Here is a 25,253-nt window from a genome sequence, read left to right as displayed (position 1 = left end):
GAGAGAATGCAGAGGAGGGTGGCATGGCAGGTTTGCAACTGAAGGATATCCGCAAGTCCTATGGCGCGGTTGATGTCATTCACGGCATCGATCTCGAGATCAAGCAGGGCGAGTTCGTGGTTTTCGTTGGCCCCTCGGGCTGCGGCAAGTCCACGCTGCTGCGCATGATCGCCGGGCTCGAGGAAATCTCCGGTGGCGAAATGTATATCGCCGATCGTCTGGTCAACGACGTGCCGCCCTCGCAGCGCGGCATCGCCATGGTCTTCCAGTCCTACGCACTGTATCCGCATATGACGGTGTACGACAACATGGCCTTCGGCATGCGCATCGCCAAGGAATCAAAGGAGGAGATTGACCGGCGCGTGCGCTCCGCCGCCGATATCCTGCAACTCACCAAATATCTCGACCGCTTGCCCAAGGCGCTCTCGGGCGGCCAGCGCCAGCGCGTTGCCATCGGCCGCGCCATCTGCCGCGATCCGAAGGTGTTCCTGTTCGATGAGCCCCTGTCGAACCTGGACGCCGCCCTTCGCGTCGCGACCCGCATCGAGATTGCCAAGCTGAATGAGGCGATGGCCGACACGACGATGATCTACGTCACGCACGACCAGGTCGAGGCGATGACACTCGCCGATCGCATTGTGGTTCTCTCGGCCGGTCATATCGAGCAGGTCGGCCCGCCGCTCGAACTCTACGAGCGCCCCGCCAACCTTTTCGTCGCCCGCTTCATCGGCTCTCCGGCGATGAACATCATTCCGGCAAAGATCGTCGGCACAGGCGCGGAAACGACGGTCGAACTGACCGGCGGCAAGCGGGATGTTCTCGACATCGCGACCCCGGCTTCCGAAAACGGCAAGACGGCAAGTTTCGGCGTGCGCCCGGAAGACCTGCGGGTTTCGACCGGCGACAACTTTCTGTTCGAGGGTACGGTTGCGATTATCGAAGCGCTGGGCGAAGTTACCCTTCTCTATATCGAGGGACTGGTCGCCAACGAACCGATCATCGCCAAGATACCTGGCATTCTCGATGTCAAGCGCGGCGACAAGGTCCGGTTCACCGCCGACAAGGCCAAGCTGCATCTGTTCGACGCAAACGGCAAGAGTTATCGGGTATAGGCCCTGCGAGGCTTTCGACGGATCCGTCCGGAATTCTTTTTCGGCCGGATTTTCTTGCAACCGGTACTATTTCCGGCGCCCGACTCACACTCTGTTAAACCTCCGCCGCTAATCTGTTGGAAATACAGCAGGGGAGCAGATCGATGCGGGGACAGGCATCCGATAAACCGACATATCTCAGCCGCGAAGAATCCTTCATGTACGACCGGGAAGCAAACTTCCCGATGGAGGAAACCCGCAACGAGGCACGCATCGAATATACCGAAAACGGTATGCTCAACCTCTCCTCGCGCCGCTGCGAACTGCTGCAAATCTCCAAAAGCAGCGCGGTTATCGGCATCGCCACGCAGTTCAAGCTGCCTCAGAATTTCTATCTCGATATCCCGAGCGCTCGCATCGGTATGATCGGCTGCATCGTCAAGCGCGTGCATGCCAACAACATCCTCGAAGCGCGTTTCCTGCGCCTGATGTCCGAGCGCGACCTCAACCGCATCTTCGTCTACAGCACCCATCCCAACCACCGGAACCGTGTACTCGACATCTACAGCTGATCGTTTCACTTCTGCGCGATTGGCGCGGCCGGTTGTTGCCCGCGCTTGACTCCGCTCGCGAGAGGCGGATTGATAGGCATCGGACACGGCAAAGCGAGATGATCACCAATGGAACGACCCTATCGCCTATCCTGTCATTGCGGCGATATCTGCCTTGAAGTCGATGAAGAGATTTCCGAGCTGATCGAATGCAATTGTTCGACCTGCCGGCGCTCTGGCTTCCTCCACTGGAAGGTTCCCGCCAACAAGATAACGCTGCTCAGCGAGCGGCGCCGTATGTCCACCTACGTCTGGCGCTGCGTCACCGAAGGCCATCATTTCTGTCCGACATGCGGCGTTGCCCTGATGCGCACCGGCTACTCCGGCGAGCGCGTGTCGATCAATGCCCGTTGCATCGAAGGTATCGATATCTTCGACTTGCAGATCGAGCGTTATGACGGCCGCAGCGACATGCATCCGGGTCCGCTGCCCTGATCAATCTCTAGAACAAGCCCCCGGTTTGATACAGAGGGCTCCTGCTTTCAGTGGAAGAAGACGCTGGCGCCGTGTTCCGCCTCACCGACTGCGGCCCGGAACGGTGCGAACATTTCACGGCCCATCCCGAACTCGTTGTGGGACAGATCGGCTTCGGCCGGCGCGCGGCTTTCAAGCTCCGAGGCGTCGACAAGCACCTGGATCGTGCCTTGGATGGCGTCGAGGCGAATGATGTCGCCCTCGCGGATACGGGCGATCGGCCCGCCGTCCTTGGCTTCCGGCGTCATGTGGATCGCCGAAGGAACCTTGCCGGAGGCACCGGACATGCGGCCGTCGGTAACAAGTGCTACGGTCTGGCCGCGGTCCTGCAGGATGCCGAGCACGGTGGTCAGCTTGTGCAGTTCCGGCATGCCGTTGGCCTTCGGCCCCTGGAAGCGGACGACGGCGATGAAATCGCCCTCAAGCTTGCCTTCCTTGAAGGCCGCCTGCAGTTCCGACTGGTCATGGAAGATCCTGGCAGGCGCCTCGATGACGTGGCGTTCCGGCTTGACGGCGGAAATCTTGATGACGGCCTTCCCGAGGTTGCCCGACAGCATTTTCAGGCCGCCCGTCGGCTGGAACGGATGATCGATCGTCGCCAGCACCTTCGGATCGTGGCTCTGCTCCGGTGCCGGTTCGCGGTGAACGGTGCCGTTGGCACCGAGCTTCACGTCGATCGCATAGGCGTCGAGCCCCTGGCCGAAGACCGTGCGCACGTCGTCATGCAGCAGGCCCTTCTTCAGCAACTGGCCGATCAGGTAGCCCATGCCGCCGGCGGCGTGGAAATGGTTCACGTCGGCAAGTCCGTTCGGATAGACGCGGGCAAGCAGCGGGATGATGTCGGACAGCTCCGAAATATCCTGCCATGTCAGCGCGATGCCCGCCGCGCGGGCCATAGCGACGAGATGCATGGTGTGGTTGGTCGAGCCGCCGGTCGCATGCAGGCCGACAACGCCGTTGACGATCGAGCGCTCGTCGATCATTTCGCCGGCCGGGGTGAATTCATTGCCGAGCGCGGTGATCGCCAGAGCCCGTTTCGTCGCTTCTCTGGTCAGCGCATCGCGCAGCGGCGTGCCCGGATTGATGAAGGAGGCGCCGGGGAGGTGGAAACCCATGATCTCCATCAGCATCTGGTTGGAGTTTGCCGTGCCGTAGAAAGTGCAGGTGCCGGGGCCGTGATAGGACTTCGATTCCGCTTCGAGCAACTCGTCGCGGCCGACCTTGCCTTCGGCGAACAATTGCCGCACGCGCGACTTCTCGTCATTCGGCAGGCCGGAGGTCATCGGGCCGGCCGGAATGAAGACGGCCGGCAAGTGACCGAAGGTCATCGCGGCGATCATCAGGCCGGGCACGATCTTGTCGCAGACGCCGAGATAGACGGTGGAATCGAACATGTTGTGCGACAGGCCGATACCCGCCGCCATGGCAATCAGGTCGCGCGAAAACAGCGAAAGCTCCATGCCAGGCTGGCCCTGGGTCACGCCGTCGCACATGGCCGGCACGCCGCCCGCCACCTGTGCGATGCCGCCCGCTTCATGCGCCGCCTCACGGATGAGGGCAGGGTAGGTTTCGAACGGCTGATGCGCCGAGAGCATGTCGTTGTACGAGGTGATGATGCCCAGATTGGGCACCGTGTCGCCTGAAAGGGCGACCTTCTCGGAGGGGGAACAGACTGCGAAGCCGTGGGCAAGGTTGCCGCAGCCGAGAACCGAGCGATGCACACCTTTCGCTGCTGCGTTGCGCACGCGATCGAGGTAGGGCTCGCGAAAGGGTTTCGAACGCTCGACAATGCGGGCGGTGATGGCGGCAATGCGGGAATCTGCGGACATGGCATATCCTGTTCCGGAGTCCTTGTGACTCCTCTAGTCAGCATGGTTGCGGTCATCCGGGTCTTGGGCCCCGGATCCTGGCTCTAAGGTGCCCAGTAAATCTGAAGCGGAGACGAGGCCCGGCGCAACATCGCCCGGATCGGCATCTCCGCCTCGTCGCCGGGCGCTTCTGCCTTGGCAAGAACTTCCCTCTTGCCGTTGCCTTCGATATGGAGCGCCAGAAAGCGGGCGTCCTGAAGGCTGGAGAATGTGAATGTCAGGCGCGGTTCGCCCGCACCTTCGGCTTCCATCGTCATCACGCCGCGCGGCGTGGCGGGGTCGAGCGCCTCTGCAAGGCGCGAACCGCCGGGAAAGAAGGAAGCGGTGTGGCCATCGCCGCCCATGCCGAGGATGACGACATCGAAGGGACAGCCGATACCGGCCGTCTGGCTCGTCGCGGCCGCCGCTGCTTCTTCAGCGGTGGATGTCGGATAGTAAAGCTGCTCAAGCTTTGCCGCTGCGGCCGCATCGATCAACAGATTGTCCTGCACGAGCTTCTCGTTCGAGCGGTCGCTGTCGGGATCGACGAAACGTTCGTCCACAAGCGTCACCGTTACCTTGGACCAGTCGATCGCCTTGCCGGAAAGGGCCTTGAAAAAGGCTTTCGGGGTCGAACCGCCCGAGACGGCGATGCAAGCTTGCCCGCGCGCAGCGACGGCCGCAGACAGGGCCGAGGCCACCGCGCCGGCCAGCCCTTCGGCAAGTGCCGCACCGCTATCGAAAACACGCATCGCAGCCGTCATTCCATTGTCCTCAGATCACTTCATGCCAGGTGCGGCCATCGCGCTCGATCAGCGCGATCGCCTGGCTCGGGCCCCAGGTGCCGGCCGTATAGGCCTGAACCTGCTGGCCGACGGCTTCCCACGCTTTCAGGATCGGATCGACCCACCGCCAAGCGGCCTCGACCTCGTCGCGGCGCATGAACAGCGTCTGGTTGTTGCGCACCACATCGAGCAGTAGCCGCTCGTAAGCATCGGCGCTGCGGGCGTTGAAGGCTTCCGCGAAGGTCATGTCGAGCGAAACGTTGCGCAGGCGCATGCCGCCCGGCCCCGGGTCCTTGATCATCAGCGACTGCTTGACGCCTTCGTCCGGCTGCAGCCGGATGATCAACTGGTTGGCAGCGATGCGGCCCGCTGCCTCGTCGAAGATCGAGTGCGGGATAGGCTTGAAATTGACGACGATTTCAGACATGCGACCGGCCATGCGCTTGCCCGTGCGGATATAGAACGGAACGCCCGCCCAGCGCCAGTTGCCGATCTCGGCCTTGATGGCGACAAAGGTCTCGGTATTGGAGACGCCGCCATCAAGCTCCTCAAGGTAACCCTTGACCGCACCGCCGGCGGAAGCACCCGCCTTGTACTGGCCGCGCACGGTCAACTTCTCGACGTTGCCGGGGGTGATCGGCTTCAGCGCGCGCAGCACCTTCAGCTTTTCGTCGCGCACGGCTTCCGCATTCATCGACGGCGGCACTTCCATGGCGACGAGGCAGAGAAGCTGCAGGATATGGTTCTGCACCATGTCGCGCAGCGCGCCGGCCTTGTCGTAATAGCCGGCGCGGCTCTCAAGGCCGACGGATTCGGCGACCGTGATCTGGACGTGGTCGATATAGGAGGAGTTCCACAGCGGCTCATAAAGCGTATTGGCAAAGCGCAGAGCCATCAGGTTCTGCACGGTTTCCTTGCCGAGATAGTGGTCGATACGGAAGATCTGCTCTTCCTTGAACACCTTGCCGATCGTGTCGTTGAGTTCGAGCGCCGAGGCGAGGTCTCGGCCGATCGGCTTTTCGACGACGATCCGTGTCGTCTTTGTGATCAGCTTGTGGTCACGGATCTTTTCCGAGATGTCGCCGAAGATGGCCGGCGCAACGGCGAGATAGAAGGCGCGGACGCGATCCTTGCCTTCGTCCAGCAGCGACTTCAACTGGTCCCAGCCACTATCCGACTTGGCGTCGACGGGAATGTAGAAGAGACGGTCGGTGAAGGTCTTGACCTGCGCCTCGTCGTATTCGCCCTTCTTCAGGTGCTCCTTGAGGGCGTCCTGGGCGAACTTTCGGTATTCTTCGTGGCTGAGCACGCTGCGCGATGCGCCGATGATGCGGGTCGGATCGCTCAGTTGGCCGTCCAGCTGACGATGATAGAGGGCAGGAAGCAACTTGCGCTCGGCAAGGTCGCCGGTGCCTCCGAAAACCACATAGTCAAAGGGTTCCACAGGAATGATCTGGCTGCTCATGAGAAATCTCGATCTCGTTCTGGTCTGAGGAGTTTATAATCTAATCGATTTAAAAGCGCTAGGGTGCGATGCAATAAAATGAGCTGCACGGCTTTTAGAATTTGTCGCGCAAGGCATACCAGCTGAGCGCGAGGAACAAAAGCACGGATCGGAACCGCGTGCCGCCCGGGAATGCCGGAATGTTCAAGTCCCGGAAAAGATCGAGATCCGACCGGTTGCCGGTCACGAGGTCGGCATAGAGCCTGCCACAGTAGTTTGACAGCATGACACCATGGCCGGAATAGCCACCGATCGAGGTGACGCCGGGCATGACTTCGCGCACGAAGGGCTGGCGCGGCATGGTGATGCCGACGGAGCCGCCCCAGGCATGGGTCATTTCAATGTTGGCGAGCGATGGGTAGATTTCCGTGATCTGGCGGCGGATATGGTCGGTGATATCGCGCGGATTATCGGCCGTATAGGCCTCGCGGCCGCCGAACAGCAGCCGGCCGTCCTTGGATTTGCGGAAATAGCGCACGACGAAGCGCGAATCGGCAACCGCCTCGCCGCCCGGCAGCACATCCGGAAAATCGGTGAGGACTTTTGTTGCACCGATGAAGGAACGGATCGGCATCACATGCCGCGCCGTCACCGGCTCGAGATTGCCGATATAGCCGTTGCAGGCAATCAGCGCTCTTTCCGCGCGGATATTGCCCCTGTCGGTTTCGATGATGATCCGGCCGCTGTTCTGGTTGATTTTCAACGCCTTGGTCTTTTCGTGTAGCGAGGCGCCGGCCAGGGCTGCCTGCTTCGCCAGACCGACGAGCAGCTTCATCGGCTGGATATGGCCGGTGCCGGTGTCGCGGATGCCGAAAAGATAACGCTCTGAACCGAGCCGGGCGACGGTTTCGTCGCGATCCATGAAACTCTGGTGCGGATAGCCGTAGCGAGACGCGGCGATCTCGACGCTGTCGCGGTAGTCCTTCTCATAGCTCTTCTTGTGAGAGACATTGAGCTGGCCCGGAACATATTCGATGTCGATGCTGTGGGCGGACGCAAAGTCGAGAAGGTATGTCTTGGCATTCTCGGCCAGATCGAACAAAGCCTTGGAACGCTCAAAGCCGAGCGTTTCCTCAAGGTCTTCCGGTGACCAGCGCTGCCCGGTGCCGAGTTGCCCGCCGTTGCGGCCAGAGGCGCCGTCGCCGAAGCGGCAGGCGTCGATCAGCGTGACGCGAACCCCCTTCAGCGCGAGATTATAGGCGGCCTGCAGACCAGTGAAACCGCCGCCGACAATGGCGACGTCGGTCTCGACCGAACCGCAAAGGGCCGGATATTCCGGCCGCTCTGGCACGTTGTCTTCATACCAGGAAATCCCCGGCGAGATCGGGCTTTGCCAAGGCATCGCGACACCTTTCCGGTCAGACGTTGAGAAGCAGGAATTCGCGTTCCCAGGGACTGATCACCTGCATGAAGGTTTCGAACTCCCCACGCTTCACGCCGGCATAGATGGCGATGAATTCGGGGCTGAAGACTTCGGCGAAGGCCGGCACCGACTCAAGCAGGGAAATAGCCTCGAGCAGACCGCGCGGCAGGTCGATCGTGCCGCTGTTTACCGTGTCATCCGACGGCGCCGATGGTTCCAACCCTTCAAGGATGCCAAGATAGCCGCAGCCGAGCGAGGCGGCGAGTGCGAGATAGGGATTGGCATCCGAACTCGGCAGCCGATTTTCGACGCGCCGTGCAATCGGCTCCGAAACCGGCACGCGGAAGGCCGTGGTGCGGTTGTCATAGCCCCAGGCATTGTTGACCGGCGCCGACATGTCGGGTGTCAGGCGGCGGTAGGAGTTCACGTAGGGCGCCATCATCGACAGCGCCTTTGGGACATATTTCTGCATGCCGCCGATGAAGGAGAAGAATTCCTTCGAGGCCGAACCGTCGGCTTTGGAAAACAGGTTGCGCCCGGTATTGATCTCGATGACCGACTGATGGATGTGCATGGCGGACCCGGCCTGTCCCTGCATCGGTTTGGCCATGAAGGTGGCGTAGATGCCGTGTTTCAACGCCGCCTCGCGGATCGTCCGCTTGAACATGAAGACCTGGTCGGCAAGTTCGATCGGATCGCCATGGCGAAGGTTGATTTCGAGCTGCGCCGGGCCTTCCTCGTGGATCAGCGTGTCGATCTCCAACCCCTGCTTTTCCGAGAAATGGTAGATGTCGTCGATCAGTTCGTCGAATTCGTTGACGCCGGCGATCGAGTATCCTTGTCCGCTGAGGATCGCGCGGCCTGAGCGTCCCGTCGGCGGTTTCAGCGGATAGTCGGGGTCTTCGTTCTTGGCGACCAGATAGAATTCGATTTCCGGCGCCACCACCGGCTTCCAGCCTTTCTTGTGGTAGAGGTCCAGCACATGCTTCAGCACGTTGCGCGGCGTATAGGGTACATTCTCGCCCTTCGATCCAGCGATGTCGCAGATGACCTGCGCCGTGGGGTCGCTTTCCCAGGGAACGATCGAAAGGGTCGAGAGGTCGGGCACCAGCTTGATGTCGCTGTCGCGGCTATCGTAGCGGAAGTCGCCCGTTTCCTCCGGGTATTCACCCGAAATTGTATGGCGGTAAATCGCCGATGGCAGGGCGAGCGAGGTGTTCGAGGTGAATTTTGAGGACGGCATCATCTTGCCGCGCGGTACGCCGGCGATATCGGGGGTGATGCACTCGATGTCCTCGATACCGCGGATTCTCAGCCAATCAGTGGCTTCCTTCCAGGTCTTCACTCCTCGGGCTGATTGCAGGGCGGGGGGTATTTTTAAAGTCTTGCTGCTCTTTGCTGTTTGTTGGGTAATGCTTCGTCTGGCAGGCATAAATCACCGGTTTTGGGTTCGGATAGGCCATCATAGCCGGAGTTTGGCAATTGGCTAGGGCGAAAACCGGGACTTTCCCTCCCGTACAGGCTGTATTCGCGAACCCCGGAGAAAGTGAGTGATTGACTTTCAAGCCTCCGCCCGGAAAAGGAAGTCGAAACAGGACCGGATGCGTTGGCTGAACAATATGACGTGGTGATAATCGGCGCGGGTGCCGCCGGCATGATGGCGGCGATCGAAGCGGGCAAGCGCGGCCGCCGGGTGCTGGTGCTCGACCACGCCAAGGCGCCGGGGGAAAAGATCCGCATTTCGGGCGGCGGGCGCTGCAACTTCACCAATATTCATGCGAGCCCGAAGAATTTTCTCTCGGCCAACCCGCACTTCTGCAAGTCGGCGCTGGCGCGCTACACGCCGCAGGATTTCGTCGCACTGGTCGAACGCCACAACATCGCCTGGCATGAAAAAACACTCGGCCAGCTCTTCTGCGACGACAGCGCCAAGGACATAATCCGTATGCTCCTGGCCGAGATGAAGCAGTCGGGCGCAGTTTTACGGCTGGGCGCGCAGATACTCACAGTCGAAAAGTCGCTTTCCGGCTTTCGCGTATCAACGGCAGACGGCGCGATCGACAGCGCCGCCGTGATTGTCTCGACCGGCGGCAAATCGATTCCGAAGATGGGGGCGACGGGTTTTGCCTACAGAATTGCCGAGCAGTTCGGCCTGCCGCTAATCGAAACTCGCCCGGCGCTGGTGCCCCTGACCCTCGATCCGGCGCAACTGGAAAGCCTGAGCGCTCTCTCCGGCGTTGCCGTCGACGCCGAGGCTCGTTCCGGCAAGACGGTGTTCGAGGAGGCTGTGCTGATCACCCATCGCGGCTTGAGTGGTCCGGCCGTCCTGCAGATATCGTCCTATTGGCGCGAGGGCGGCGACATCCGCCTTTGTCTGCTGCCGCGCATCGATATTGCAGCACTGCTCAAAGGGGCACGCCGCGAAAATGGCCGGCAGGCCTTGCAGACGGCACTTGCCGAGCATCTGCCGAAGCGCCTGGCACAGTTCTTCGCCGAGACCGCCGGCCTGATCAACCGGTCGCTTGCCGATCTCTCCGACAAGGTGATCGATAGTTTTTGCGCCGGCATCAAGGATTGGGCCATCACCCCGGCCGGCTCGGAAGGCTACCGCACCGCAGAGGTCACGCTCGGTGGCGTAGATACCAAGGCGCTCGATTCCCGCACGATGCAGGCGCGCGCGGTGCCTGGCCTTTATTTCATTGGCGAATGTGTCGACGTCACCGGCTGGCTCGGCGGCTATAATTTCCAATGGGCCTGGGCATCGGGCTTTTCGGCGGGGCAGGCAGTATAGCGGACTCCAAAAGGTCTCGCGCACCTTCAGCCATTGTTAAGATATCTGGCGGAACCTGTTTCATAAGCTGGCACAAACGGCCCACGGACTGAAAAAGATGCGCTTTTCGGAAAATGTATCAGAAACGTGACATTTTTTCTCTTTTGTGTGCAGTTGCAACATGAAGCGGGCTGGCGGTCCGGATCATCCGGGTCTATCGTTGCTTTGGTCGAAAGGACATGATGCCATGAACCAGTATCGCAACCGCTCTGCAGCCCGCGCTATCGCCATTGCGAAAGCGGACGAAAGCAGAACGCGAAAGGCCATTCTGATCCGCGCCGCCGTCATCGCGCTCGGTGCTCTGACCACGCTGGCAGCGCTTCCCTCGTTCTGGCCCTTCTGAAACCCCAAGATCAATAGCGTAGCGACTGCTAGCGCATTTCTGCTGCGCGATTGTCCCCGTCCATTGCCCGCGCTCCCGCTGCGGCTAGGCTTGCTTGAAGGCCGGATTCTTTTTCCTGTATCCTCGCCTCTGGCGTATGTGAAACGAAATAAGTCGTATTTATTCAAATATTAATTCTTCCCGTTGAAGAATGCACCACAACGGAGTCTGCCGTGATTTCGCCCACGGGGAGTGGCGGGTCATGCAATGAATGCCTGGCAGGCTGACGGCGGAACGCCGTATGATTTTTAAAATCAAATCATCAGCTTGTTGGCGCACCGGGAAAGCCTGTACGGCTTGTGGAGGGCGGATGCAGGCTGCGAGCCAAGGTGCGTTCATGTTCATCGACAAGATTCTTGCCCGCTTCAAAATCCAGACCAAGGTGCTTCTGTTCATCCTGCCCTTCGTCGTCAGCATCTGCGCCGTCGGTATCACCGGGCTTTATGCGTCCGGATTGCTACAGGGACGGATGGAAATCTCCAACAGCGTGCTGCAGTCGCTGAGCGGCTTCAAGGATGTCTATGCCGGCATGAATGCCTTCCTCCAGAACACATCGGAGGAAACCCGACAGGCGGTTGTCGCGAAGCTGGAAGCACAGCAAGGGGTGCTCGCGGACACGCTGTCGCAGGTGGTGGACGACGAAGGCCGGCAGCAATTGCAGCAAGCCGTTGACGGCAGCACCAAGATCGGTGACCGGGTCGGCCAGCTCTGGACGCTCTATGAAAACGAAGTAAGCCTGCGCAAGTCCATCAGCGCGAGCCTCGGCAACCTGCTCGGCGAGCAGATGAAGGTGCTGGAGGAAGCCACCAAGATGGAGCGCGTCGTGCGCAAGGACGAGGAAGCTGCCAAGACGCTTCTGCGTGAAGCCGAGCGCCTGACCTCCTCCAGCGATACGCTGGTTGCTTTCAATTCGAATTTCGGAAAGGCGCCCAACGCCGAAGAAAAGATCAAGGTAGCAGCCGATTCCTATGGTGCCATGACCAAGGTCCTGCGCAAGATCAGTTCTGGCATGCCGCCAAACCAGAAGGCAGTCGCGGAAACCTTCAAGAAGACGATAGGCGAGATCAAGGCGCTGATCGACAGCGGCGACAAGAGCGACGAGACGGCAGCGGCCATCGGCAAGCTCATGGCTCGCTTCCGCCAGACGAGCATCCAGCTCCACACCGCCGCCGGCCTGAAAATGCGCGAAGCGACGGCAACTTTCGGCAAGCTCGACGCGCCGCTCGTCAAGGCCGGTGCCGTGCTGACGGACACCCGCAAGCTGGTGAACTCGGTCTATTCGATCCGCATCGCTGCTGCGAGTTTCCTTGAAAAATCGGACGAGGAAGGCCGCCAGCGCCTGGCCCGCGAATTCAAGGTCATGGAGGTGGATATCCAGAGCCTCGCTGGCACGGCCGGCGATCTGGAGTTCTTCTCAAAGCTCGTCAACGCGCTGAAGCCGATCATCGAGAAGATGACCAGCGACAGCACGGCGCTGGTCGACATCAGTCAGAAGCGCCAGGCGGAATTTACCGCGGCAGCCGCCGAGATCGATGATATCTGGGGCCAACTCACCGCCTTTGCCGAAGGCCAGAAGACGACGGCATCGGTCGAGCGCGACAAGGCCAACCAGGTCTCCGTGTTCGCAACCGTCACCGGCATCCTGATCGCGCTTCTGGCCGGCGGTGCACTGGTGCTGACACTGAAAGGCCCGATCGGCCAGATCACTGCGGCGATGCGCCGTCTCGCAGACGGCGCGCTCGACACGTCGATCGATGGCGGCGCCCGCGGCGACGAAATCGGCGACATGGCCCGCGCTCTCGGCATCTTCAAGGAAAACGCCCTGTCGAAAGTCCGCATCGAGGCTGAAAGCGAGGAACATCGCGCCCAGGCGGAAGCCGAGCGCATGCGCAACGATGCCGAAAAACGGGCGCTCGACAGCCAGATCGATTTTGCCGTCAGCCAGCTCGCAGCCGGTCTCGGTCGCCTGGCGCAGGGCGATCTCTCGCAGCAGATCGAAACGCCGTTCACCGGCCGGCTCGAGCAACTGCGCATGGACTTCAACGGCTCGCTGATCCGCCTGCAGGACACGCTCGTACAGATCCGCAACAACGCGCTCCTGATCCAGCGCAGCGGCAACGACATGCATGCCTCCGCCGACTCGCTGTCGAAGCGGACCGAGGCGCAGGCCGCCTCGCTCGAGGAAACCGCGGCCGCCGTCGACCAGATCACCGTCACGGTGCGCTCGTCGGCCGAACGCGCCCACGAGGCGAATGTCGCGGTCACGCACACCAAGAAGAGTGCAGACAGCTCGGCGGTCGTGGTCAGCAATGCGATTGCCGCCATGGGCCGCATCGAGGACGCCTCGCGCCAGATCGAGCAGATCATCGAGGTCATCGACGAGATCGCCTTCCAGACCAACCTTCTGGCGCTCAATGCCGGCATCGAGGCGGCGCGCGCCGGCGATGCGGGCAAGGGCTTTGCGGTGGTTGCCCAGGAAGTTCGCGAACTCGCCCAACGCTCGGCGGGAGCCGCCCGTGAGATCAAGGGGCTGATCAACAAGTCGACCACCGAAGTGAATTCCGGGTCGCAGCTGGTCCAGGAAACCGGTGCCGTGCTTGCCTCGATCAGCCAGCAGATCGTCTCGGTCAGCAGCCATGTCGAGATGATCGCGACCGCAAGCCGCGACCAGGCGGCTGCGCTGCACGAGGTGAACGGCTCGGTCAACCAGATGGACCAGATGACCCAGCAGAACGCCACCATGGTCGATCAGGCGACCAGTGCCAGCCGCGAACTCGCCAACCAGGCCGACACGCTGATGATGCTCGTCGAGCAGTTCCGCCTTGAGTCGGTGAGTGGCGGCCGCAAGGTCGTCCGCGCCGCCTGATCGGCCTCTGCTTAAAGTCAGAACGACCTGGCCGACGCCGAAGGGGCGTCGGCCAGGTCTTTGTTTTTGCAAGCATCACTGCGACCAGCGCAGGCGAAATCTCCGTACGGCTGCCGCAAGCCTGCCGGACAGACGACTTTGGTTGCGAAGTTCCTCGAACTCATGTCGCCTGCGGCCGTCTTTCGACAGCATTTCCGCCAACAGGACTATTCCTACCATCTCCGGCATTGTGCGTTTCCTTGGGGCAACAGGAGGCCAGTGCCGGACCGATGTCCCGCATGCCAGCGTCCTTTGATTGGGATAGGCGGCGATCGTTGGCCGCGTTTGATTTACAGCTTCAATCTATGCTTCAAAAATTGGTTTATAAACGGAAGAAACTGACGTATGTTTTTCATGCATGAAAGACATTAACTGGGATGCCTATCAAACCTTTTTAGCTGTCGCCCGTCACGGCGGGCTGACCGGCGCCGCCCAGGCGAGCGGTCTCAGTCCGGCAACGGTTGGCCGCCGCGTGCTCGACCTCGAGCAGGCAATCGGTCGACAACTCTTTCTGCGCAGCCAGACCGGCTACCGGCTGACCGCCGACGGACAGGCCCTGTTCGAGCAACTGCAGCCCATGGACGCCGTCGTGCGCAAGGTGGAAAACTGGCGCCAGGAAGCGCACGGCTCGGCGGTGGTGCGGCTGATGGCCGGGACCTGGGTGACCTGGCTGGTCTGCGAGAATATCCAGGCCATCTGGAGCGAACGCGACGGTTTCCGGCTCGACATGTCCGTTTCCGAGCGGCGGGCGACGCTGGCTCACCGGGAAAGCGATGTCGGCGTCCGGGCCGTCGCACCGGAGGAGCCGCATCTCACCAGCCGCCACACCGGCGATGTCGCCTATGCCGCCTACCGCCAGCGCAACGCACCCGATGGGCTGGCAGCGGCCTGGCTCGCCGTGTCGGAGGAAGATGCGATCTCGCCCTATCTGCGCTGGCCGCACGAACAGGCGGCCGCCGCGATCGCCGTCATCGTCAGCCGCCCACGCTCCTTGCTCGACCTGGCAAGAGCAGGCGCGGGCCAGGCGGTTTTGCCCTGTTTCGTCGGCGATCTCGACCCCGGTCTGGAACGGGCCGGCGATGAGCTGAAGCAGCTCCGTCATGGGCAGTGGATCGTGACGAACAGCGAGGATCGCCACCGCCGCGAGATCCGTACCGTCTCGGAGCGCCTGTTTCGGCTGGTGAAAAGTCACGCCGACCTTTTCGCCGGTAAGCGGCCCAGCCGCAGCGTTTAGCCCCTGCTGCGGATTTCATTCTTTGACGTTCGCTTAAGCGCTCAGGCAGGAACGCAAAATCCCGGCGGGCAAAGCTCCCGCCGGGATTTTCGTGGACAGATGGTCATGTCTCAGCCGCGACCCTGCGTGACGATCACCGGGATCAGCAGGTCGCCCCAGTTGCCTCCGCCGCCGTGGTGCCGGGCCGAACGGACGAGCTCGACGGAAACACCGGCGTCCACCGCCTTCATGACGGCCTGGTTGAGCCGGTGCAGGTCGTTGGCGACCATGCGGATCATCGCCTGCTGTTCCGGTGTCATGGCCGACGACTGCTCTTCGGCCCGTTCCTTGACGCGTGTCTGGACTGTCATTGTGGTTCCTCCTGGTTGAGTTGGTTTTAAAACCCCTCCCCAACCCCTCCCCACAAGGGGGAGGGGCTTAACCTGCTGCACCTCTTTGTTCCTTCATGACCTCCGAAAGTGCGGAGGCAATTGGGTGCCGAAGAAGTGCGGCGCTCTAGCCCCTCCCCCTTGTGGGGAGGGGTTGGGGAGGGGAGTTTCTCACTCCGCCGCCGGGCGGAACTGGTCGTGCTCGGTCGATTCATGCATGGCGGTGGTCGATGACTTGCCGCCGGTAATCGCCATCGATACGGCGTCGAAATAGCCGGTGCCGACTTCGCGCTGGTGCTTGGTCGCCGTGTAGCCGTTGACCTCGGCGGCAAATTCCGCCTCCTGCAGCTCCGAATAGGCAGCCATCTGGCGATCCTTGTAGCCGCGAGCCAGTTCGAACATGCCGAAGTTCAGCTGGTGGAAGCCAGCAAGCGTGATGAACTGGAACTTGTAGCCCATCGCGCCCAGCTCGCGCTGGAATTTGGCGATCGTCGCGTCGTCGAGGTTCTTCTTCCAGTTGAACGACGGCGAGCAGTTATAGGCGAGCAGCTTGCCCGGATGCGCCTTGTGCACGCCTTCGGCGAATTTGCGGGCCTGTTCGAGATCCGGCTTCGAGGTCTCGCACCAAATCAGGTCGCAGTTCGGCGCATAGGCGATCGCGCGGGCGATGCAGGGCTCGATGCCGTTCCTCACCTGATAGAAGCCCTCGACCGTGCGGCCGGCATCGTAGTCGACGAAGGGCCGGTCGCGTTCATCGATGTCGGAGGTCAGCAGCTTCGCGGCTTCCGCATCGGTGCGGGCGATGACCAACGTCGGCGTCCCCATGACGTCGGCGGCAAGCCGCGCGGCGTTCAGGTTGCGGATATGGGCGGCGGTCGGGATCAGGACCTTGCCGCCGAGATGGCCGCACTTCTTTTCCGATGCCAGCTGGTCTTCATAGTGGACACCGGCGGCACCCGCCTCGATGAAGGCTTTCATGATCTCGAAGGCATTGAGCGGACCGCCGAAGCCGGCTTCCGCATCGGCAACGATCGGCGCGAACCAGGTATCGACGGACAGACCCTTGCCTTCCGAGGTTTCGATCTGGTCGGCACGCTGGAGTGTCCGGTTGATGCGCTTGGCAAGCTCGGGTGCGGCATTGGCCGGATAGAGCGACTGGTCGGGATACATGGCGGACGCCGTATTGGCGTCGGCGGCGACCTGCCAGCCTGAGAGATAGATCGCCTTCAGGCCGGCGCGGACCATCTGCATCGCCTGATTGCCCGAGAGTGCGCCCAGCGCATTGACGAAATCCTCCTCGTGGATCAGCTGCCACAGCCGGTTGGAGCCCATCTCGGCCAGTGTATGCTTGATCTGGACGGACCCGCGCAGACGCTTGACGTCTTCTGCGGTGTACGGGCGCTCAATGCCGTCGAAACGGCCCTGCGGTGCACCCGGAACGAGATTGTAAAAATCAGTCATAAAGATCCTCCTGCAAATTTTCGAACGGTGTTCGACTTTGGTTCAATGCCCGTTCAATCCTCGAATTCGATGTAACTAGTTTTACAGTGCGCTGCACAAAGCTGCCAGAACAAAAGGAGTTTTGCGACTACGAAAAGGGTTATCATGTCTTGTGTTTTACAGGCGGCTTCTGTAATTTTGTAAAATATGTAAATGTCCGCTTTGGCGTAAAATTGTAAAAGGCATGACAAATGGCTGAGAACAAGATTTTCGCCGGCGCCCGGGTGCGGCGCATCCGCAATGGCCTGTCGCTGACGCAGACGGCGATGGCCGAGGCACTCGGTATCTCGCCGTCCTATCTCAACCTCATCGAACGCAATCAGCGACCCTTGACGGTGCAACTGCTGTTGAAACTGGCCTCTGTCTACAAGGTCGATCTTGACGAATTGCAGGGGGAGGCGTCCGGCAGTGTCGCGCAGCTGCGCGAGATGTTCGCTGATCCGCTGCTCGCCGGCGAGTTGCCGGGTGATCAGGAACTGATCGAGGTAGCCGAAGCTGCGCCCAACGTTGCGACCGGCATCCTCAAGCTCTATCGCGCCTATCGGGAGCAGTCCTCACGGTTGAAGGATCTAAGCGGCCTCCTGTCGGGACAGGGGCATATGGCGGCCTTGTCCGATGCACGACTGCCGATGGATGAAGTGCGCGAGCTATTCGAAAATCGCCCGCATTATTTCGCACGGATCGACGAGGCCGCCGAAGCATACCACGCCCGGCTGTCACCCGGCGATGATCTCGCGGGCGCGCTGAAAGGCTGGCTGCGGAAGGAGCACGGTCTCTCGGTGCGGGCGTTGCCGGTGCATGTGATGCCGGACCTGCGCCGTCGTTTCGACCGTCACTCGATGAGGTTGTTCCTGTCGGAGAGACTGTCCGCACAGGACCAGTTGCGCGAGATCGCCATGGAAGCGGCCCAGATTGCCTTTCCGGAGGCGATCGCCGCCGACCTCGATCAACTGGCATTTTCAACGGGCGAAGCCCGGCGCATCGGCCGTTTCGAACTGGCACGCTATGCCGCGCACGCGATCATGATGCCCTATGCCGCATTTCTTTCGGCCGCGCAGCGGGCGAAATACGATCTTGATATGCTGAGCGCCCGCTTCCAGGTGTCCTTCGAGCAGGCGGCAAGCCGGCTGGTGACGCTACAGCGTCCGGGAGCCTCCAGCCTGCCGTTTTTCCTTATGGAGATCGATCATGCCGGACACCGCCTGCGCAAGGCCGGTGCTCAAGGTTTCCCCCAGGCGCGGTTCGGCGGCAACTGTCCGAAGCTCAACATCCACGCGGCGTTTGCGCAGGCCGGCCAGATCCTGGCGGAGCGCGTGGAGGTTTTTGGCGGCGGCGAGTTCCTGGTGATCGCGCGAACGGTCGAGGGACCACGTGCAGGCTTTCAGGAACGGGTAAGGCGGACGGCGATTCTGATCGGCTGCGATGCTGTGCATGCACTGGAAACCGTCTACGGCGAGGCGCCGCTTGCGACCGTTGCCGGCGGTACAGCCTGTCGGCTTTGCGAGCGGCAAGGTTGTCTTGCGCGGGCTGAACCGCCGGTCACCCGACCGCTCGGGCTTGATGAGATGGTGACCGGCCTGAGCGCCTTCGATTTTCAGTAACGCACGCGATGATAGACCGGAAGCCGCGACGTCACGCTCGTGACGCAGCTTTCCGACAAGCAAAACTGGTGGCGGGGTAATCGCGATCCCGCCATGGATCGCAAAGCCCATGGTTAAGGTCCGATCCAAGTTATGGTCAATCCTCCCGGTGGACGATGACGGCCGCGTTGCAGGTGCTGAAAAGATTCAGGTTTTTGCAGCGCTTCCTAAAATTCACGCTGACGCGTTCATGCCTTCGCCACCGCGTAAAAGCGCTTGTGGTCGCCTGAAAACATGCCTAACTTCCAGACGCATACGGGCTCGATCGTTTGACGCGCGGCGATGGCGCGGCTGCCGCGAGCTCGACAAAAAAAGGGGAATTCCATGTCGCGAAAGATTATCACCGCCTTTGCCGCTCTGCTCCTCGGCGGGTCCGCAACGATTGCCACCGCGCAGGAGCGCGTCGTCAACGTTTACAACTGGTCCGATTACATCGATGCCAGCATTTTGGAGGACTTCACCAAGGAAACCGGCATCAAAGTCGTCTACGACGTCTTCGATTCCAACGAGATTCTCGAGACCAAGCTGCTTGCAGGCGGCACCGGCTACGATGTCGTCGTGCCGACGGCGACCTTCCTGCAGCGCCAGATCGCAGCTGGCGTGTTCCAGAAGCTCGACAAGTCCAAGCTGCCGAACATGTCCAATCTGTGGGACGAGATCACGACGCGCGTCGCGACGTATGATCCGGGCAATGAATATGCCATCGACTACATGTGGGGCACCACCGGCATTGGCTACAATGTCGAGAAGGCGAAGCAGATTCTGGGAACGGACGAAAAGCCGACCTGGGATGTTCTGTTCAAGCCCGAGGTTGCCGCCAAGTTCAAGGATTGCGGCATCCATATCCTCGATTCCCCTACCGATGTGGTGCCGAGCGTGCTTGCCTATCTCGGCCTCAACCCCGATAGCCATTCGCCGGACGATCTGGCCAAGGCGGAAGAGCTTCTGCTGACGGTTCGTCCCTATGTCCGCAAGTTCCATTCCTCCGAATATATCAATGCGCTCGCCAACGGCGATATCTGCCTTGCCCTCGGTTATTCGGGCGACATTTTCCAGGCGCGCGACCGTGCCGCCGAAGCCAAGGCCGGCGTGACCGTGGATTACTCGATCCCGCCGTCGGGTGCGCAGATGTGGTTCGACGTGATGGCCATTCCGGCCGATGCATCGCATCTCGCCGAAGCGCATGAATTCCTGAACTACATCATGAAGCCGGAAGTCATCGCCAAGGCCAGCGATTTCGTCTTCTACGCCAATGGCAACAAGGCATCGCAGCAGTTCATCAGCAAGGAAGTGATAGAGGACACCGCGATCTATCCGCCGGCAGACGTGATGAATAAGCTGTTCACGACAACGCCCTTCGACGCCAAATCGCAGCGCGTGTTGACGCGCATGTGGACCAAAGTGGTCACCGGCCAGTAAGCCGAAAAGAATTGCCCGGATATGAAAAATCCGGGCAATTTTCTTATGGGAGCGCGGACCAACGTGGCCGTGCTGTTTGCACGTCATTCGGGGATCGATGATGAAGTCACTTGGCAGTATCCGGCGTTCCTTTGCACCCTGGGCCGATCCTGCCTCCGTGCCCTTCATTGCCGTCAAGAACGTCACCAAGAAATTCGGTGATTTCGTCGCCGTCGACAATCTATCGCTCAATATCTATCCCCGTGAGTTCTTCGCGCTGCTTGGTGCGTCGGGTTGCGGCAAGTCCACGCTCTTGCGGATGCTGGCGGGCTTCGAGCAGCCGACATCCGGCGAAATCGTGCTCGATGGACAGAGCCTTGCCGGTATTCCGCCCTATCGGCGGCCGGTGAACATGATGTTCCAGTCCTATGCCCTGTTTCCGCATATGACGGTCGAGAACAACATCGCCTTCGGTTTGAAGCAGGACGGCATGCCGAAGCCGCAGATCGCCGAGCGCGTCGACCAGATGCTGAAGCTCGTGAAGCTCGACAAGTTCGCCAAGCGCAAGCCGCATCAGCTGTCGGGTGGCCAGCGCCAGCGCGTGGCGCTCGCCCGGTCGCTCGCCAAACGGCCGAAGGTGCTGCTGCTCGACGAGCCGCTCGGCGCGCTCGACAAGAAGCTGCGCGAGGAGACCCAGTTCGAACTGATGGACCTGCAGCAGCAACTCGGCCTGACCTTTGTCGTCGTCACCCACGACCAGGAAGAGGCAATGACCATGGCCGACCGCATTGCCGTCATGGCACACGGCAAGGTCATTCAGGTGGCAACGCCACCGGAAATCTACGAGGCGCCGAATTCGCGCTTCGTCGCCGATTTCATCGGTGACGTGAACATTTTTGATGGCACGGTCTCCTTTGCCGGCCCAGGCACGGTCGAGATTGCGACGGAAGCGGGCTTCACGGTGCGCCTCGCATCCGCCGAGCCGCCCGGCGTCGGAACGAAGGCCGGGCTTGCCATTCGCCCGGAGAAAATCCGTGTCAGCCGCGATAAGCCGGCCTGCGCGCCGCTCAATGCGGCCCAGGGCGAGATCTGGGATATCGGCTATCTTGGCGACATGACGATTTTTCATGTGCGCCTGAAAGATGGCAAGGTGATCAAGGCGTCCTCCCTGAATGCGGTGCGCGCGGTCGAGGATCCGCTGGGCTATGACCAGGAAGTCTGGATTTCCTTCGATGAAAACTCAGGCGTCGTGCTGAAGGATTGAGACCATGTCAAAATTCGGATCGGCAATCTTCAACCGGCTGGTGATCATCATCCCCTATGCCTGGCTGACGGTCTTTTTCCTCGCACCCTTCTTCATCGTTCTCAGAATATCGCTGTCGGAAACCGCCATCGCGATGCCGCCTTATCTGCCCGTCTTCAATTTGGCGGATGGCATCTCGGGCCTCGTCGACAAGCTCGGCGAGTTGTCGGTTGCCAACTACGTTTTTCTCGCCGGGGATGCGCTCTACACCAATGCCTATATTTCCAGCCTGAAGATCGCTGTCATCTCGACCATCGCGACATTGATGATCGCCTATCCCATCGCCTACGGCATGGCAAAGGCGCCGAACTCGATCCGTCCGACGCTGCTGATGCTGGTCATCCTGCCGTTCTGGACGAGTTTCCTGATCCGCGTCTACGCATGGATCGCCATCCTGAAGCCGGAAGGCTTGTTGAATCAGCTGCTATTGACGCTCGGCGTCATCGACCAGCCGCTGATCATCCTCAACACCAATTGGGCAATCTATATCGGCATCGTCTATTCCTACCTGCCGTTCATGGTGCTGCCGATCTATTCGTCTCTGGAAAAGATGGACCATAGCCTGATCGAAGCGGCGCAGGACCTCGGCTGCACGGCGATCCGGGCCTTTTGGCGCGTGACATTTCCCCTCTCGATGCCCGGCGTGATCGCCGGCTGCATGCTCGTCTTCATCCCGGCCGTCGGTGAATTCGTCATCCCGGATCTGCTTGGCGGGTCGGAGACGCTGATGATCGGCAAGACACTCTGGAACGAGTTCAACGCCAATCGTGACTGGCCGATCTCCGCGGCGGTGGCGACGATCCTGCTGCTCATTCTGGTCGTACCGATCATGTTCTTCCAGCACGCGCAGGCCAAAGCCGATGGCGAGGGGAGGTAATCATGGTCAAGTGGTCGCGCTTCAATATCGCCTCGATCGTTTTCGGCTTCGCCTTCCTTTATTTGCCGATCGTTCTCCTCGTCATCTTCTCGTTCAACGAATCGAAGCTGGTGACCGTCTGGGCGGGGTTCTCGACCAAGTGGTATGTCCAGCTGCTGCATAATCAGGCTCTGCTCGATGCCGCCTGGGTGACGGTGCGGGTCGGCCTGATTTCCGCGACCGTGGCAACGGTGCTCGGCACGCTCGCCGCCCTTGCCATGACGCGCTACACTCGCTTTCGCGGTCGCATGCTGTTTTCCGGCATGATCTACGCGCCGCTCGTCATGCCGGAGGTCATCACCGGCCTGTCGATGCTGCTTTTGTTCGTCGCCATTGGCCTCGATCGCGGTTTCTGGACGCTGACGCTGGCGCACATCACCTTCACCATGTGCTTCGTCGCTGTTGTCGTGCAGTCCCGTTTGTTGAGCTTCGACCGGTCGATCGAAGAGGCCGCGATGGACCTGGGCGCCACCCCGGTCGCCACCTTCCTGCAGGTGACCTTGCCGGTCATCGCGCCGGCCGTCTTTTCTGGCTGGGTTCTCGCCTTCACGCTGTCGCTGGACGATCTGGTGATCTCGAACTTCACCTCCGGCCCGGGAGCGACCACGCTGCCGATGAAGATCTACAGTCAGGTGCGGTTGGGTGTGACACCGGAAATCAACGCAGTCTGCACCATCCTGATCGGCATCGTCGCGATGGGCGTGCTCATCGCTTCCGTCGTCTCGCGGCGCCGGGAAATCCAGCGGGTCAAGGACGAGCAGGCGGCCTTCGCCTTGTGATCCACACGCCTCTGCTTCAGTCGCGCTCGCGCTCCCTTTCGCGCGGCGGCAGGAAGACATAGGTCAAGAGCCAGACGGGCAGCACGATCATCGAACCGAGCAGGATGTTCGGCAGCGCCCAGGCGCTCAGGCGCAGAAGGTAGGTCCACAGAATTTCCGGCGTCAGGCCGGCCTGCTGCAGGATTTGTTCGGAGGAGATGTTGAAGAGCGAAAGCGCGGTGCCCGTCAGAAGCGATGCCAAGACGATCTTGAGCAGGGCGGCAAGAAAACGCAGCACGGACACATCTCCTGTGGGCTGATTCGGCAGCTTATTTTAGAAGGCCCTGTGGCAAAGTCGATGTGATGCGATCATTGCGGGGCAGGGATCGCCGCGAGCGGTGAGATGATTGCATTCGGCCAAGAGCCACCGACAAAAAAGCGAACCGGCGGTAATGTCGTATCGTCGGGTCGGATGGCGCCGGCGAGTGCTAGGCTCCCACTGCGGTAGGGAATGAGCCCCGCAAGGGACAGCGTTCGTCCTTCGCCGCGAATATCCGCCTTCGTCAACTCGGCAACGCCTCGACGCAGCTTTGCAACGATTTCTGCGGTGGTAAACGCGAAGGAACCGTCGCCGGCCTGATTGATGTTGAAGAAACCGCCCTGGGCCGCCAGCCGTTCGAATTCCGGTCCGTTGAAGTTTGTCAGCGCACCGTTAACTGCGGAGTAGCGGATCTCTCCCGAAACGCCGCCCATTGTCATCGCCGACAGCGGTTCGGTGGTCGCAAGATCGACGCTGAGCATGCCCCGCCCCAGCGGCAGCGGCCCTTGCAGGCCGAGCCCGGCAGCGACCGGGGTGAGATTGGCATTTTTCAGCGAAAACTGCAGCTGGCCGCCATCGGCACCGTCTTTCGCAAGGGCGATGCGGCCGCTGAACGAGCCGCCGGAATAGGTACCGTCGCCGATATCCAGGGAGGCCCGGCCGTTGTTTGCGATGACGCCGGCAGCGATATCGGTGAACACAATCGCGCCGTAGCTTGCTTCCTCAGCCGAAAGCCGGAGATCGAGATTGATCCGCTTAAGAAACGACATATCCGGCGCGCCGGTAGAGTTGGATGCCGGGTGCACCGGCCGGAAGGAAGCGAGAAGAGACGTCAGATCGAGCCGTTCGAACGCAAGCGTTCCATTGATGCGCGGGCTGCGCTGCTGGCGCCAGGCCACGTCGAGTACACCTGTGGCGCTGGTTCCGTTCAGCGAAAGAGAGAGATTGTCCATCTTCAACGTCTCGGCGGACATTGTCACGCCGGTGTCGATGGAGATGGTTCCCGTCGATGGCGGCAGCGGCGTGGCCGCGCCATGCCAACTCATCAACGTTGGAAGGGAATTCGCCGTAAGCTGCAGTTGTCCGGAGGCGAAGGGATGGGCGGAGGCGTTGCCGGTACCGTCGAAACTGAAGCTCAGCGGGGCGGAGGCGAACGATGTCTGGATTGCGCTGTTTTGCCCCGAAAGCAGCATCATCGGCTCATCGCAGACGAAGGACCACTCGACCTTTTCGCCATTCATCAGAGCCGAAAGACTTGCACTGATCCGCGCAGCGGGCGCTGGCCATTGGATCGAGCCGGAAACATTGGTCACCCGATAGGCGCCGGCAGTGATGCGGTCGGTCAGTTCGAGCGTGCCGTTTTCGATCTCGATGTCGCCAATCGGGGTGTTGCGCGCCGATGATGGCGCCTTCGACGACGCATTGGCGACGGCGTCGGCCATCCAGCCGGCCCGTCGCCAATTGAGGCTTCCGTCTATCCTGCGCTCTATTTTGAAGACCGGGTTGAGCAGGCGGAAGTCGTAGAAGACCGGCGTGCCACGCAAGGCGGCAAGCAGATCGAACCCGGCGGCGATGGCGTCGGCTTTCGCCAGCAGCTCCGGGGACGCGGTATCGCCGCCTTCGAAGGTCACGGTGTGCAGCGTCAACACCGGATGCGGCCAGAATCTGATATCCGGATCGCCGACGATGCTGGCGCGCGCGCCGGTCCACGAAGAAAGTGCCCGCTCCATGTTGAGCTTGACGCTGGCCGTGGAGACGAACAGCGGCAGGGCAACCTTGAACAACACCGTGAGAACAAGCGCGCTGATCGCCAGCCAGGCAAGCGTCCGCGATAGAAGCAGCTTGCGCAGTCCTGCTTTGATGCTGGCGATATCAAGGAATTGCTTCATTGCCGTGCGGTGCACTTTCATGTGTTCTGAAGGGCCGATGGATAGGCTTTCACCGGCGAGAAATCAAACGATTGAAACGGGGAAATGTCGCAACTGCTACAGTCATCAATTGCTCGGTCTGTTTATCTTGCGTCGC

General features: G+C 60.9%; 21 protein-coding genes. 12 read left to right on the top strand and 9 right to left on the bottom strand.

The annotated features are described in order from the left end of the window. Positions 1-23: 23 nt before the first annotated feature. The 3 genes from ACSQ3F_RS02615 (at position 24) to ACSQ3F_RS02605 (ending at position 2,137) form a co-directional block, all read left to right on the top strand. Positions 24-1,112, top strand: a complete 1,089-nt coding sequence (locus ACSQ3F_RS02615; protein ID WP_436098791.1) for an ABC transporter ATP-binding protein — start codon at positions 24-26, stop codon at positions 1,110-1,112. 143 nt (positions 1,113-1,255) lie between these two features. Continuing rightward, on the top strand, positions 1,256-1,663 hold the full coding sequence (locus ACSQ3F_RS02610) for a hypothetical protein (protein ID WP_037119649.1): 408 nt from the start codon (positions 1,256-1,258) through the stop codon (positions 1,661-1,663). Positions 1,664-1,771: 108 nt separating this feature from the next. After that, entirely contained in the window at positions 1,772-2,137 is a 366-nt protein-coding gene (locus tag ACSQ3F_RS02605; protein WP_436098790.1) for a GFA family protein, read from the top strand. A 47-nt stretch (positions 2,138-2,184) separates the two neighbouring features. Here the strand turns inward: ACSQ3F_RS02605 and edd are convergent, their stop codons facing one another. The 5 genes from edd to ACSQ3F_RS02580 form a co-directional block, all read right to left on the bottom strand. Continuing rightward, positions 2,185-4,005 carry a phosphogluconate dehydratase gene (edd, locus tag ACSQ3F_RS02600; RefSeq protein WP_436098789.1) on the bottom strand — a complete coding sequence of 607 codons (1,821 nt, stop codon included), beginning with the start codon at positions 4,003-4,005 and terminating at the stop codon, positions 2,185-2,187. Positions 4,006-4,088: 83 nt separating this feature from the next. Next, entirely contained in the window at positions 4,089-4,787 is a 699-nt protein-coding gene (gene pgl, locus ACSQ3F_RS02595; RefSeq protein ID WP_436098788.1) for a 6-phosphogluconolactonase, read from the bottom strand. A gap of 10 nt (positions 4,788-4,797) precedes the next feature. Beyond that, positions 4,798-6,273: a glucose-6-phosphate dehydrogenase gene (gene zwf, locus ACSQ3F_RS02590; protein WP_436098787.1), complete on the bottom strand. Its 1,476-nt coding sequence runs from the start codon at positions 6,271-6,273 to the stop codon at positions 4,798-4,800. 94 nt (positions 6,274-6,367) lie between these two features. Then, positions 6,368-7,654 carry an NAD(P)/FAD-dependent oxidoreductase gene (locus ACSQ3F_RS02585; protein WP_436098786.1) on the bottom strand — a complete coding sequence of 429 codons (1,287 nt, stop codon included), beginning with the start codon at positions 7,652-7,654 and terminating at the stop codon, positions 6,368-6,370. Positions 7,655-7,670: 16 nt separating this feature from the next. Continuing rightward, a complete protein-coding gene (locus ACSQ3F_RS02580; RefSeq protein WP_436098785.1) occupies positions 7,671-9,107 on the bottom strand; it encodes a glutamine synthetase family protein in 1,437 nt (478 codons plus the stop codon). A gap of 174 nt (positions 9,108-9,281) precedes the next feature. Here ACSQ3F_RS02580 and ACSQ3F_RS02575 point away from each other — a divergent pair, with 174 nt between their 5' ends. The 4 genes from ACSQ3F_RS02575 to ACSQ3F_RS02560 all read left to right on the top strand — a co-directional run bounded on the left by ACSQ3F_RS02575 (position 9,282) and on the right by ACSQ3F_RS02560 (position 15,026). Next, positions 9,282-10,466, top strand: a complete 1,185-nt coding sequence (locus tag ACSQ3F_RS02575) for an NAD(P)/FAD-dependent oxidoreductase (protein WP_436098784.1) — start codon at positions 9,282-9,284, stop codon at positions 10,464-10,466. Positions 10,467-10,692: 226 nt separating this feature from the next. After that, complete coding sequence (locus ACSQ3F_RS02570) at positions 10,693-10,848, top strand: hypothetical protein (protein WP_436098783.1); 156 nt, start codon at positions 10,693-10,695, stop codon at positions 10,846-10,848. A 376-nt stretch (positions 10,849-11,224) separates the two neighbouring features. Continuing rightward, positions 11,225-13,753 carry a methyl-accepting chemotaxis protein gene (locus ACSQ3F_RS02565; RefSeq protein ID WP_436102016.1) on the top strand — a complete coding sequence of 843 codons (2,529 nt, stop codon included), beginning with the start codon at positions 11,225-11,227 and terminating at the stop codon, positions 13,751-13,753. Positions 13,754-14,150: 397 nt separating this feature from the next. Then, positions 14,151-15,026, top strand: a complete 876-nt coding sequence (locus ACSQ3F_RS02560; RefSeq protein ID WP_436098782.1) for a LysR family transcriptional regulator — start codon at positions 14,151-14,153, stop codon at positions 15,024-15,026. A gap of 110 nt (positions 15,027-15,136) precedes the next feature. Here ACSQ3F_RS02560 and ACSQ3F_RS02555 read toward each other — a convergent pair whose 3' ends face one another. After that, a complete protein-coding gene (locus ACSQ3F_RS02555; RefSeq protein WP_436098781.1) occupies positions 15,137-15,376 on the bottom strand; it encodes an SMc00767 family acetate metabolism repressor in 240 nt (79 codons plus the stop codon). A gap of 189 nt (positions 15,377-15,565) precedes the next feature. Next, positions 15,566-16,855 carry an isocitrate lyase gene (gene aceA / locus ACSQ3F_RS02550; RefSeq protein WP_436098780.1) on the bottom strand — a complete coding sequence of 430 codons (1,290 nt, stop codon included), beginning with the start codon at positions 16,853-16,855 and terminating at the stop codon, positions 15,566-15,568. A 230-nt stretch (positions 16,856-17,085) separates the two neighbouring features. Here aceA and ACSQ3F_RS02545 point away from each other — a divergent pair, with 230 nt between their 5' ends. From ACSQ3F_RS02545 to ACSQ3F_RS02525, 5 genes are all read left to right on the top strand, one after another. Next, entirely contained in the window at positions 17,086-18,495 is a 1,410-nt protein-coding gene (locus tag ACSQ3F_RS02545) for a helix-turn-helix domain-containing protein (protein WP_436098779.1), read from the top strand. A gap of 363 nt (positions 18,496-18,858) precedes the next feature. Beyond that, complete coding sequence (locus tag ACSQ3F_RS02540) at positions 18,859-19,953, top strand: polyamine ABC transporter substrate-binding protein (RefSeq protein WP_436098778.1); 1,095 nt, start codon at positions 18,859-18,861, stop codon at positions 19,951-19,953. 100 nt (positions 19,954-20,053) lie between these two features. After that, the gene (locus ACSQ3F_RS02535; protein WP_436102015.1) at positions 20,054-21,196 is read left to right on the top strand and encodes an ABC transporter ATP-binding protein; all 1,143 of its coding nucleotides are present in this window, start codon (positions 20,054-20,056) and stop codon (positions 21,194-21,196) included. A 4-nt stretch (positions 21,197-21,200) separates the two neighbouring features. Further along, on the top strand, positions 21,201-22,112 hold the full coding sequence (locus ACSQ3F_RS02530; protein ID WP_436098777.1) for an ABC transporter permease subunit: 912 nt from the start codon (positions 21,201-21,203) through the stop codon (positions 22,110-22,112). Between the two features lie 2 nt (positions 22,113-22,114). After that, the gene (locus tag ACSQ3F_RS02525; RefSeq protein WP_436098776.1) at positions 22,115-22,930 is read left to right on the top strand and encodes an ABC transporter permease; all 816 of its coding nucleotides are present in this window, start codon (positions 22,115-22,117) and stop codon (positions 22,928-22,930) included. Positions 22,931-22,946: 16 nt separating this feature from the next. Here ACSQ3F_RS02525 and ACSQ3F_RS02520 read toward each other — a convergent pair whose 3' ends face one another. Both ACSQ3F_RS02520 and ACSQ3F_RS02515 read right to left on the bottom strand, forming a co-directional pair. Next, the gene (locus tag ACSQ3F_RS02520) at positions 22,947-23,207 is read right to left on the bottom strand and encodes a DUF6460 domain-containing protein (RefSeq protein ID WP_436098775.1); all 261 of its coding nucleotides are present in this window, start codon (positions 23,205-23,207) and stop codon (positions 22,947-22,949) included. 71 nt (positions 23,208-23,278) lie between these two features. Further along, complete coding sequence (locus ACSQ3F_RS02515) at positions 23,279-25,117, bottom strand: AsmA family protein (RefSeq protein WP_436098774.1); 1,839 nt, start codon at positions 25,115-25,117, stop codon at positions 23,279-23,281. Positions 25,118-25,253 lie beyond the last annotated feature (136 nt).

Origin of the sequence: Pararhizobium sp. LjRoot238 (genome assembly GCF_964252955.1) — a bacterium.
In the GTDB taxonomy this organism is placed as follows: Bacteria; Pseudomonadota; Alphaproteobacteria; order Rhizobiales; family Rhizobiaceae; genus Pararhizobium.
Note: the sequence above shows the minus strand (reverse complement) of the source record. Positions and strands in the feature narration are given on the sequence as shown.

Bases quoted from the DNA above. Each gene is read 5' to 3' on its own strand.
- zwf (WP_436098787.1), bottom strand. From the start codon at position 6,273: ATGAGCAGCCAGATCATTCCTGTGGAACCCTTTGACTATGTGGTTTTC.
- ACSQ3F_RS02570 (WP_436098783.1), top strand. From the start codon at position 10,693: ATGAACCAGTATCGCAACCGCTCTGCAGCCCGCGCTATCGCCATTGCG.
- ACSQ3F_RS02615 (WP_436098791.1), top strand. From the start codon at position 24: ATGGCAGGTTTGCAACTGAAGGATATCCGCAAGTCCTATGGCGCGGTT.
- ACSQ3F_RS02565 (WP_436102016.1), top strand. From the start codon at position 11,225: ATGTTCATCGACAAGATTCTTGCCCGCTTCAAAATCCAGACCAAGGTG.
- pgl (WP_436098788.1), bottom strand. From the start codon at position 4,787: ATGACGGCTGCGATGCGTGTTTTCGATAGCGGTGCGGCACTTGCCGAA.
- ACSQ3F_RS02555 (WP_436098781.1), bottom strand. From the start codon at position 15,376: ATGACAGTCCAGACACGCGTCAAGGAACGGGCCGAAGAGCAGTCGTCG.
- ACSQ3F_RS02545 (WP_436098779.1), top strand. From the start codon at position 17,086: ATGGCTGAGAACAAGATTTTCGCCGGCGCCCGGGTGCGGCGCATCCGC.
- ACSQ3F_RS02605 (WP_436098790.1), top strand. From the start codon at position 1,772: ATGGAACGACCCTATCGCCTATCCTGTCATTGCGGCGATATCTGCCTT.
- ACSQ3F_RS02560 (WP_436098782.1), top strand. From the start codon at position 14,151: ATGAAAGACATTAACTGGGATGCCTATCAAACCTTTTTAGCTGTCGCC.
- ACSQ3F_RS02535 (WP_436102015.1), top strand. From the start codon at position 20,054: ATGAAGTCACTTGGCAGTATCCGGCGTTCCTTTGCACCCTGGGCCGAT.
- ACSQ3F_RS02585 (WP_436098786.1), bottom strand. From the start codon at position 7,654: ATGCCTTGGCAAAGCCCGATCTCGCCGGGGATTTCCTGGTATGAAGAC.
- ACSQ3F_RS02610 (WP_037119649.1), top strand. From the start codon at position 1,256: ATGCGGGGACAGGCATCCGATAAACCGACATATCTCAGCCGCGAAGAA.
- ACSQ3F_RS02530 (WP_436098777.1), top strand. From the start codon at position 21,201: ATGTCAAAATTCGGATCGGCAATCTTCAACCGGCTGGTGATCATCATC.
- ACSQ3F_RS02525 (WP_436098776.1), top strand. From the start codon at position 22,115: ATGGTCAAGTGGTCGCGCTTCAATATCGCCTCGATCGTTTTCGGCTTC.
- ACSQ3F_RS02540 (WP_436098778.1), top strand. From the start codon at position 18,859: ATGTCGCGAAAGATTATCACCGCCTTTGCCGCTCTGCTCCTCGGCGGG.
- aceA (WP_436098780.1), bottom strand. From the start codon at position 16,855: ATGACTGATTTTTACAATCTCGTTCCGGGTGCACCGCAGGGCCGTTTC.
- ACSQ3F_RS02515 (WP_436098774.1), bottom strand. From the start codon at position 25,117: ATGAAGCAATTCCTTGATATCGCCAGCATCAAAGCAGGACTGCGCAAG.
- ACSQ3F_RS02580 (WP_436098785.1), bottom strand. From the start codon at position 9,107: ATGCCTGCCAGACGAAGCATTACCCAACAAACAGCAAAGAGCAGCAAG.
- edd (WP_436098789.1), bottom strand. From the start codon at position 4,005: ATGTCCGCAGATTCCCGCATTGCCGCCATCACCGCCCGCATTGTCGAG.